This is a genomic window from Clostridium sp. DSM 8431, assembly GCF_900116755.1.
In the GTDB taxonomy this organism is placed as follows: Bacteria; Bacillota; Clostridia; order Clostridiales; family Clostridiaceae; genus Clostridium.
This window is the reverse complement of sequence record NZ_FPBY01000115.1, coordinates 1-11,015: the sequence shown is the minus strand read 5'-3', so window position 1 is coordinate 11,015 and position 11,015 is coordinate 1. Positions and strand designations below refer to the sequence as shown.

Sequence of the window (11,015 nt, the reverse complement as noted above, 5' to 3'; positions counted from 1 at the left end):
CTGCATATGCAGTTCTAGTTATGAGTACGTTAGATTATTTCTTCCCTGGTACATTTACTGGTGGTAACAACTGGCCTTCAGTTATTGGTGCTACTATTATTACAGTTTTAATTACTATTCTAGTTCTTCAAGGTGTACAAGTTTCAAGTAGTATTCAAAAGTTTGCAACAGCTTTAATGCTTGCAGTTGTAGTAGTGTTCTTAGCAACCGTTATAATGCATTTTAATTTAGATACTTTCACTACTAATGCTTCTGCTACTAAAACTATTGAATCATTACAAGATCAAAACATGGGTAGTATAGGACACCAAGTTATGAATACTATGATGACTACATTATGGTTATTTGGTGGTGTTGAAGGTGCTGTTGTTATGTCTGGTCAAGCAAGAGATCAAAGACAAGTACCTAAAGCAACTATTATAGGTTTTATTGTTTGTTTAGTTATGTATGCTTCTGTTGGTATGCTTTCAATGGGTGTATATTCATATGGTGAATTAGCTAATATGACTTCACCATCTACTGCATATATGCTTACAAATTTATGGCATAGTAATATTGGACGTGATGTAATAACTATTGCATTATTATTTGCAGTTTTCTCAAGCTGGATCTCATGGATACAAATGTTAGCTGAACTTCCTCAACATGCTGCACAAGATGATGGATCATTCCCTAAGGCATTTGCTAAGGTTTCTAAAAAGGGAGTTCCTGCATTTTCAATTATTGTAGCTACTGTTGTAATTGAAATAATTATTTTAATTGCTCATTTTGATAGCAATGCTTATCAAATGCTTTTAACTATAGTTGGTGTTATGACTGTTCCACCATATTTATTCTCAGCTATGTATTTAATTAAGATTAGTATGAATAAAGATAGTAAAGATTTTGCTGAAAATAAAAAGCATTCTAGAAATAGTGCATTATTAATCGGTGTTCTTTCACTTATATATATTTTATTTATGGGATATTCAGCAGAACTTAAAGATACACTTATTTCATTTATCTTCTACGCTGTAGGTATTCCAGTTTATATGATAGCTAGAAAACAAAATGGTAAAAAGCCATTTAGCAAAGGTGAAGCTATATTTGCATGTGCAATTGTAATAGTCGCACTTATTGGAATTTATTCTCTAGTTATGGGATAGTTTAAAACATAATTTGATAATGAATTCACATTAATATAAAAAGAGGCTTTCATACAACTAGTTTAAATAGTTGAGTGATAGCCTCTTTTTAATATTTCATTATTCTCTAGATCTTAAAATATCAAGTAATGATATTTTGGATAACTTATTAGAAATAATTAATGCAACAAATAACCAAGAAGCAAGTATTAAAGCAATCATAGCTAATAAAATTCCAATAGGCATTTTAACTAGCATTCCATTAAGGACTGTAGCAATTATATTTGGATAAATAATTGTAACAACCTTAAAGCTAATTGGAATAGATATAAGCATGCTAATAATTACGATAAATAAAGAATTTAATAAATACATCTGACATACTTTAGAATGGGAATAACCAAGAATTTTAAGTGTACATATAGAAGTTTCATATTTTTGAGTCATAAGGTTAATTATCATATAAAGCATGCCTACAAAAATGAGAATTCCCATACATAATAAGGATAAGATTACTCCCATTAAGGAATCAATTCTAGAAGAAGCTCCTTGAAGACTAGATGTTTTTGTCAGAGTTTCAGCAAGATTACTTTCATCAATATCTAATTTATTATGAGAATAAATAACATTCCAATAATTATTTCCTACGCAATATTCACTTCTCATTGTATTAATATCTGTAAAGACATACATTCCATATTGAAGGTCCATTACGTCAATAACTTTATAGTTATGAATAGTTCCATCTAAATTATCTTTTAAAGGTACTATATCTCCTTTTTTCCAACCAAATTTATCTCTCATTGATGCAGATACAATCATTTCATCTTCACCACATTCTAAGGTATTACAGTCAAAGAAATCACTATTTTCCTTTAATCCAATCATACGTATAGTAAAGTTATTTTCATTTTCATCAAATTGTGTTTGAAATGATCTTTCATAAGCTTCTTCACCGCCTTCAGGGGCTTTAGAAGTAGGAAAGCGGTATAAATATTTATATTCATAATGCATGGTATTTTCACAGTCAGTTTTAAAAGATGATAAAGTACTATATAGTGCAGTACCAAATACAACCATAAATATAGTGAGAATTAGTGAAATTAAAAGAGCAATATGCATAGGTAATTCTCTTGTTAATTGACGTATTTGATATTTAATTCTAAATTTAAATTTATCTAAGTTTAAGTATGTTTTTGATTTATAATTTTCAGTACCACCTCTTAATAATGAGGATACTGACTTGTTTAGTGCTTTATTTACAACAATAGCATTAACAACTATTGATATAAGAATCGGAAGTATAATACCGTATATTATTAGGTATGGGAAAATAATAGGTTTAACATTCATAACACATCCACCATTAATATAATTCTGCATAAAAAATGGTGCAAATTTAAAGCCAAGTATTGTCCCTAAAATAGAAGCAGATGCAACAATGCAAACAGGAAGTGTTATAAAGTGAATAGTTAGCTGAGCGTTATTATATCCTAATGCTGATAATGTTCCAACTATCTTAGATTCTTTTCTAACTTCTGAAACAGCAAGAGTAGCAATAAGAAATGATAACATAATAAAAAATACAACTCCCATTGGCATAGTGCAACTTTTGTTTATTGATATATCATTTGAAAAGCTTATAATTCTTTGATTATCGCTACGTTTTATTAAACTAATAAGGTTACATGTATCACTATTTATTGCTGAATTAGCTTTTGCAATTGTATTAGTATTAACAAAAGTATTCTTTAAAAAATCATTAAGATCAGCATCCTTATAATTATTTTCCCCCTTGTCTAGAATGTATGAATAATTATAGTGAACAGTATAGTTATTAGCTAGTTTATTAAAGCATGAATCATTTACAAAGCATAAACAGAAATTTTCATAATCAGGATAAGGCCCATCACCCACTTCATATAATGAGTCATAATCAATTACATAACCATGACCTGATATACTAAAATTATTATTATCGATATTAAGAGAATCAGATATATTAAGATTTTTAGTTTTAGCATAGTGCTGTTCAACTACAATATCAGTACTATTATTGGGATATTCACCATCTCTTAGTTGCAAGAGATTAATTAAGTTTCTATTTTTATAAATTCTGTAGGTGGTTCCATTTGAGGAATCTTTTATATTTATATAAAAGTTTTTTTCAAGAGTTACTCCATGTAGATTTAAAGATTCTATTTGCTCATTACTTAAAGGGCTGTATACAAGAAAGTTTCCATCTTCGCAGTTACTATCAGTTATTAAATTATTAACAGCTAAATTAATAGAGTCAGTTGAATCAGAAATAGCAACGAACATCATAGTACCAATTATAAAGATTATAAATGAAACTAAATATTTAACAAAATTATTTTTAAGTCCTCTAAATATTCTTCTATTTAATGCATTCATAATTACCACTCCAAATCAGATGCTTTCTTTAAATTTAGGTTCTTTTCATTTTTAATAACGTGACCATCTTTGATAGTTATATTGTAATGAGACATTTCTTTTATAGAATTATTATGAGTAACGATAATCATCGTTGTTCCATACTTTTGATTTATTTCTTCTAAAAGCACTAGAATATTACGACTTGTATTATAATCTAAAGCACCAGTAGGTTCATCACATAAAAGAATCATAGGATTTTTCACAAGGGCCCTACCTATTGCACATCTTTGCTGTTGTCCTCCTGAAAGTTGCGATGGAAACCTATTTTTTTGAGCTTCTAAACCTAATACATGAATTAATTCTTCAATATCAAGAGGATTATCAGATAAATACTCACAAACTTCAATATTTTCTTTTACAGTTAAATTTGGAATTAAGTTATACATCTGAAATACATAACCCATATATTTTTTTCTAAAGTTAACTAGATCTTTATTGGATAATTTCATAATATCTTTTTTTTCATAGAATACTTGGCCTTCATCTGCTTTATCAAGACCACCAATAATGTTTAGAAAAGTACTTTTTCCACTTCCTGATGCTCCATAAATTGTATGGATTTTTCCTTCTTCAAATTCAGCAGATGCTTTATCAAGAATTTGAGTACGAGCCTCGCCTTCACCGTATAACTTGCATATATCTTTGGCTTGTATAATAATTTTTGTATCCATATTTTTGTGTTCATTCCTTTCTATGTTATAAATATTTTTAATAGCATATTTAGCAAATTACATCTAACATAAATAATACATAAATTTGTAAGAGAAAACAATAAATAGAGTTAACATAAAGATAAAATTTAGTTATAGTTTACGAAAAAAATAGGAATAACTATATATAATTAATTGTAATGAGTTATATTTTATGTTAAAATATGCTAAATTTACTTAAATGGTTTAGAAGGGAAGAATAATAAATGATAGGTATATATTTTAGTGGTACAGATAATACAAAATATTGCGTAGATAAGTTTGTTAAATTGGTTAATAAAGATTCAGTGTCAATTCCACTTGAATCTGAAGATTCTCAAAAATATATTAGTAATGAAGATGATGTGATTGTTTTTGGGTATCCTATACAATTTAGTAATTGCCCTATTTTTGTAAGAGATTATATAAAAAGAAATGCAAAAATATTTAAAGGAAAGAATGTTTTTATATTAGCAACTATGGGGCTTTTTAGCGGTGATGGTGCAGGGTGTAGTGCTAGATTATTAAAAAAATGTGGAGCAAATGTAGTTGGAGGACTTCATTTAAGGATGCCTGATAACGTATGTGATGTTGGAACTTTGAAAAAGTCTAGGGAGGATAACTTAGCTATTGTTCATAAGGCAAATTTAAAAATAGAAAAATCAGTTAGTTCTTATCTAAGTGGAAATCCTACACAAGATGGATTGTCTATATTTAATCATATAGCAGGATTATTTGGACAACGTTTGTGGTATTATAGAAAAACAAAAAGCTATACAGATAAATTAAAAATTAATGATGATATGTGTGCTAAATGTGGTAAATGTGTTTCCATATGCCCTACAAATAATCTATCTATAGATAATCAAAAGGTTGTTACTAAAAATGAATGTACAATGTGTTATAGATGTATTTCAGAGTGTCCAAAACAGGCTATAACACTTCTAGGAAATAAAGTAGTACAGCAATATAATTATAATAAACTTTAATTAATAATAGAAAATATGTTAAAAAATAGAGACGTAAAAAAATACGTCTCCATTTTTTTTATTTTACTATAAGAATGAAAAAAGTTATAACAATAAAACAAAAAAGGTTGAAAAAATACATTAAAAAAGTTAATATATGTAATATATGGAATATAAAAAAATAAAAGAATAATGTAGGAAAAGAGGGGTTTAAAATGAAAAAAAGTAACTTTGAACCATTGGCTATAGTTGGTTATGGATGTGTATTTCCTCCTGATAGCTATGATACTGAGAAATTCTGGGATAATATAATAACTGCAAAACCAGGAGTAGACGAGATGCCAGAATCATCTTGGAAGAAAGAGTTATATTATGATAAGGATAGACACACTGAAGATAAGACATATTGTAAATTAGGTGCATATGTTAAAAATTATGAGTTCCCTAAAGTGGAAGAAAAGCTTAACTTAAATAAAGGAAAAATAGAAGGGTTAAATAGATCACAATTAATGCTTTTAGATACTATTATCCAATCTCTTAAAAAAGGGAATATTTCAATTGATGAATTAAACTCTAATGATGTATCAATGGTTGTTGGAAATATGCTTGGAGATTATTCTTTTTCTAATGAATGTTTAATAAATAAAGAGAAACAGATAGAATACTATTTAGATAATAATGAAAAGTTTAAAAAGCTTTCAGAGAGTGAAAAAGAAAGCATAAAGAAGTCTTTAAAAGAAGAAATTGAAAATAGATTTTCAAATGGAAAAGTAAGTTTTGAAAACAAAGCATTCCATAGTAACTTATGCAAAGGTGTAGCTGATATCTTAAATATTAAAGGTAGAGAGTTTATTGTAGATGGAGCATGTTCTGGTAGTTTATTAGCAGTAGATAATGCAGTTAAAATTCTTCATTCAGGAAAGGCAAAGACTTGTGTAGTAGCTGGTGTTCTAGGAAATATGATTGTTACTGGAAATATAGCTTTTGCTAAAGTTGGAGGATTAGCAGAAAACGGATCTTTCCCTTTAGATATTAAGGCAAATGGATTAGTTCCTGGAGAAGGTGTTGGAACAATAATTATAAAGAGATTATCTGATGCAGTAAAAGAAAATAATAAGATATATGGAGTTATAAGAGGAACAGGAGTAGCTAGTGACGGTAAAGGAAAATCTATTTATGCTCCAAGTTCAATAGGACAATATAAAGCAATGAAAAAATCACTAGATGAAGCTGGCGTTAATCCTTTATACGTAGATTATGTTGAGACTCATGCAACAGGAACAAAAGTTGGAGATATTGTTGAACTTAATGGCTTAAAGATGCTATTTGAAGAAGATAAAATAACTGATAAGAAAATTATAATTGGTTCAATAAAATCACAAGTTGGACACTGTTTTTCAGCAGCAGGAATGGCTAACTTAATTAAGGTTATTGAAGGGTTTAATAGAGAATTACTTCCTCCTACAAATTATTTTGAGAGATTTGCAGATGAATTTGAAATGGGAAAAGTAGAATTTTCTATAAATACAAAGCTTCAAAAATGGGAAAAGAAAGAAAGTACACCTAAAGCAGCTTTAATAAACGCTTTTGGTTTTGGTGGAATAAATGCAAATGTTTTAGTGAAAGAATATAATGCTGATTATCATAAGCAATTATTAGATTCAAATAATAAAAGCTTAGAAAATAGTGTAGATGTATCTATTGTAGGTATAGGATGTATGGATGGTAATGGTTCTAATTATGAGGAATGGTGTAAAAATACTAGTAGTCATTTCCAATATTTAACTAAATTCCCTAAAGATAGATATCAAAAAGAAATTAATAATATTTATAATCAAGACAATAACCTAAAAGCATCATTTATTGATAATTTTAAGTTCCCATGTATTAAGTTTAAAATTCCTCCAGTAATTTTAGGTGAAATCGATAGAGCACAGCAATTAGCATTAATAGCAAGTCATCAAGCTATTGAAAGTTATGGAAAAGACAAAATTGTTAGTGATAAAACAGGTGTCTTTATTGGAAATATGCTTGGATTAGAAAGATCAATGAATACTGATTTAAGAATAAGACATAGAGAATATTTAGATGTATTAGAAAACATAACACCACTTAAAAACATAAATAAGGACGATAGAGATTCAATCTTAAATGATATAACAAATAGAATAAGAAAATATATTCCTAAGACTGAAGAAGATACACTTCCAGGTTATATGGATAACATAATTGCAGGAAGAGTATCAAATTTCTTTAACTTAACAAGTTCTAATGCTGTATATGATTCAGACAAAATATCTTTTGAACAAGCTTTGGAAGTAGGAATAATAAGCTTACAGACTAAGGAAAATGACTTGGTTTTAGTTGGTGGAGTTAATGGAAATATGAGTCCTGAATTCATAGAGCTACTTAAAAAACTAGATGTTAAATCTAATGTTATACCAGCAGAAGGAGTAGCAGCATTCTTAATAAAGAGAACTGAAGATGTAACTGAAGATGATCACGTTTATGCAAGAATTACAGGAATTAAATTTAATCCAGGTAATAGCACTAAGAGAGATGATGTATATGAAATATCAGAAGAAACATTAAGTGAAGACGGTAACAGTATGTTCTATTATGGTGCTCAAGGTGCTTTCCAATTATTAAAAGCATGTGATGAAATAAATAATAATGATAAGAAATACGTAAAGATAAGTTCAAAATCTATAAGCAACGGAAGTTATGAAGTAAATGTACAAGCTTCTGATGCAGAAGTACTAATAGATGAGGACATTACTTCTAATGCTGTTAATTGTTTTAAAACTTGTGCAAATTCAGTTGAAGAATTAATAAGAAAATTAGATTGCAAAGAAGCTTCTTCAGAGGAAGATTTTAAAAAGTTTAATTATAGAATTTCAATTATATATAACACAGATCAAGAGCTTGAAAGTAAAATTAAGAATTCAAAAAACTTATTAGTTAAAGGATGGGATGAATAAAATGTTAAAGACTGCAAAAATACCAAATGGATTTAAAAAAGAATATGATGAAGTATTACCAAGAATTAAACAAGGAAAGGCTGAAGATTTATATGTTTTTGAACCAGCTTTTGAAGGACCACAAGATGGAACATCAAAGTACAATGGTAAAGATGTTATTATGTTAACCTCTAATAATTATTTAGGCTTATCTACTCATCCAGAGGTTATTAAAGCTGTACAAGATGCTGTTGAGAAATATGGAACAGGAACATGTGGAGCTAGACTTCATAATGGAACAACTATATTGCATAAACAACTTGAAGAAAAGGTAGCAGAATTCTTTAGAACTGAATCAGCTATGATTGTTAGTGCAGGATATTTAGCTAATGTATCAGCTTTATCAACATTATGTAATGATTCAAAATCTGTAATAATAACAGACCAATTAAATCATATGAGTATAGTTGATGGAATTGCAATGTCAAACGCTAAAGTTAAGATATTTAGCCATAATGATATGGAAAAACTTGAATATATTCTAAAAAAATCTGAAGAGTTTGAAAGAAAATTAATAGTTGTAGATGGTGTTTATTCAATGGATGGTGATATTGCATGTCTAGATAAGATATCAGAATTAGCAGAGAAATATGATGCAGCTATTATGGTAGATGAAGCTCACTCTATGGGATTCTTTGGAGAAACAGGTAGAGGTATATCAGAACAGTTTGGATTAGAAGATAAAGTTGCAATAAAGATGGCAACATTCAGTAAATCTTTAGCAGGTGTAGGAGGATGTATTGCATCAGATAGTGATACTATAGAATATTTAAAACATCAAGCTCACCAATATATATTTAATGCAAGCTTACCACCAGCAGTAGTTGCAGGAGTTTTAAAATCTCTTGAATTAGCACAGAAAGAAACTTGGAGAAGAGAAAAACTTTGGGCTAATACAATCAGATTTAGAAAAGGATTAAAACAATTAGGATTTGACACAATGGATAGTATATCACCTATTATTCCAATTTATATTGGTGATGATATGACTAATATGAAGATGACAAAGGAATTATTAAATCGTGGAGTATATATAGCAACTGCTGTCTTCCCTTCAGTTCCAATGAATAAGAGTAGATTAAGAACAACTATTACTGCATCTTTAAGCACAGAAGAAATTGATAGAGCTTTAGATATAATGGGACAAGTTGGAAAAAAATTTGGAGTTATATAGGAAGGGGAAGGTAGCATGAAAAGTAAATTAATTGAGTTGTTGTCAAAGCAAGATATTTTTATAGGAGAAAACTTCAAGCAAAACAAAAGTGCATTCTTATTTCCTGGACATGGTTCTCAATATCCAAACATGCTTAAGGACTTAATTGAAAAAGAAGATATAGTTAAACAAGTTTTTGATGAAGCAGATAAGATATTAAGTGAGTTATGTGGTGAAAAATTAACAGATAAGATTATTTACAATAATGATGAAGAAAAAGTAACAGTAGAAGAAAAGTTAAAGAAAGCTAAGGTAATGCAGACATCTATATATACAGCTAATTATGCTATGTATAAGTTACTTACAAGGTTAGGAATGAAACCAGATTATTTATGTGGGCATAGTTTAGGAGAAATTTCAGCTTTAGTAGCTGCTGATGTTGTCTCATTTTCAGATGGTTTAAAAATTGTATATTACAGAGCTGAGTCACTTGATAAAATACCAGAAGAAAAAAGAGGCGGTATGGTAAGTGTATCAGTAGGGAAAGATAGTGAATTTGCAAGTAAGATCATTAATGAAGCAAAAGAGAAGTGCATTTTAGCATTACATAATACTCAAAATCAAATAGTATTATCAGGTAATGATTCAGCTATAAAAGAAGCTGTAGAAATATGTAAGAATAATAAAGTTATCTATAATGTTTTACAAGTATCTCATGCTTTCCATAGCAATATCTTAGAAGATGCTGTAAGTTACTATTATGAAAAAATTAAAGATATAAATTATAAAGAACCAAAAATAAAAATTTATTCTACTATTAAAAATAGATTATATCAAAAAGAAGATTTTACAGAAGAAGACTTTGCAAAAACATTAGCAAGTCAGCTTGTAACACCTTTTAGCTTCTGTGATATTGTGAAAAATATGTATGATGAATTAGACGTAAATACTTATATTGAAGTTGGTTGCAAAAACATATTAACAAGGCTAGTTAAAGATATATTAAGTGGTAAGGAATTTTATTCAATTGAAACTAATATAAAGGCAAAAGATGATAATTTATGTGTAGAAAGATTTAAATCGTATATGGACATAAACAATTTATCTTTATTCAAGAATGAAGTATCTAAAGAAGATGCTGAAAGTAAAGTTAGAAATATAGTTAAAACTCAAACATCATATCCATTAGATTTAATAATAGTTACTGATGAACCTATGATGTTAGATTTAGCCTTAAGTAAAGCAACTTTTAATAATATAGTTACTGAAATATCAAAAACATTTAATATAGATAAAACATTAATTAATAATGAAAATATTTCTTTAGAAGATATTATGAACATAATAACAAGTGATGCTAAGCCAGTCTTTACTGAAGTTAAAGTAGAAGAAACAGAAACTAAGAATACTGTTAAGAAAGCTACTTTAGTTAAAGCTGTAAATAATGAAAACATTGAAAAAGAAATAAAAGAAATAATAGCAGAGAAGACAGGATATCCAGTAGAAATGCTAGAATCAGATTTAGATTTAGAAGCAGATTTAGGTATAGATTCAGTAAAACAAGGAGAAATATTCGCTGTAGTAAGAGAGCACTTTGGATATGA

At 28.3% G+C, this 11,015-nt stretch carries 7 protein-coding genes; 5 read left to right on the top strand and 2 right to left on the bottom strand.

Going from position 1 to position 11,015, the window contains the following annotated elements; genetic code table 11:
* Positions 1-1,145 (top strand): amino acid permease (locus BM384_RS11795; protein WP_090013836.1); only part of this gene is annotated, 1,145 nt, incomplete at its 5' end.
* Between the two features lie 99 nt (positions 1,146-1,244).
* Here the strand turns inward: BM384_RS11795 and BM384_RS11790 are convergent.
* Together BM384_RS11790 and BM384_RS11785 are read right to left on the bottom strand one after the other, a co-directional pair.
* A complete protein-coding gene (locus tag BM384_RS11790; protein ID WP_090013832.1) occupies positions 1,245-3,539 on the bottom strand; it encodes an ABC transporter permease in 2,295 nt (764 codons plus the stop codon).
* 2 nt (positions 3,540-3,541) lie between these two features.
* Positions 3,542-4,252, bottom strand: a complete 711-nt coding sequence (locus BM384_RS11785; protein ID WP_347455071.1) for an ABC transporter ATP-binding protein — start codon at positions 4,250-4,252, stop codon at positions 3,542-3,544.
* A gap of 245 nt (positions 4,253-4,497) precedes the next feature.
* Between BM384_RS11785 and BM384_RS11780 the strand changes: the two genes are divergently transcribed.
* The 4 genes from BM384_RS11780 to BM384_RS11765 form a co-directional block, all read left to right on the top strand.
* Positions 4,498-5,259 carry an EFR1 family ferrodoxin gene (locus BM384_RS11780; RefSeq protein ID WP_090013830.1) on the top strand — a complete coding sequence of 254 codons (762 nt, stop codon included), beginning with the start codon at positions 4,498-4,500 and terminating at the stop codon, positions 5,257-5,259.
* 194 nt (positions 5,260-5,453) lie between these two features.
* Positions 5,454-8,219, top strand: a complete 2,766-nt coding sequence (locus tag BM384_RS11775; RefSeq protein WP_090013828.1) for a beta-ketoacyl synthase N-terminal-like domain-containing protein — start codon at positions 5,454-5,456, stop codon at positions 8,217-8,219.
* Position 8,220: 1 nt separating this feature from the next.
* A complete protein-coding gene (locus BM384_RS11770; RefSeq protein WP_090013825.1) occupies positions 8,221-9,432 on the top strand; it encodes an aminotransferase class I/II-fold pyridoxal phosphate-dependent enzyme in 1,212 nt (403 codons plus the stop codon).
* 15 nt (positions 9,433-9,447) lie between these two features.
* Positions 9,448-11,015, top strand: a 1,568-nt coding sequence (locus tag BM384_RS11765; protein WP_139232105.1) for an ACP S-malonyltransferase, incomplete at its 3' end; no start/stop codon positions are given.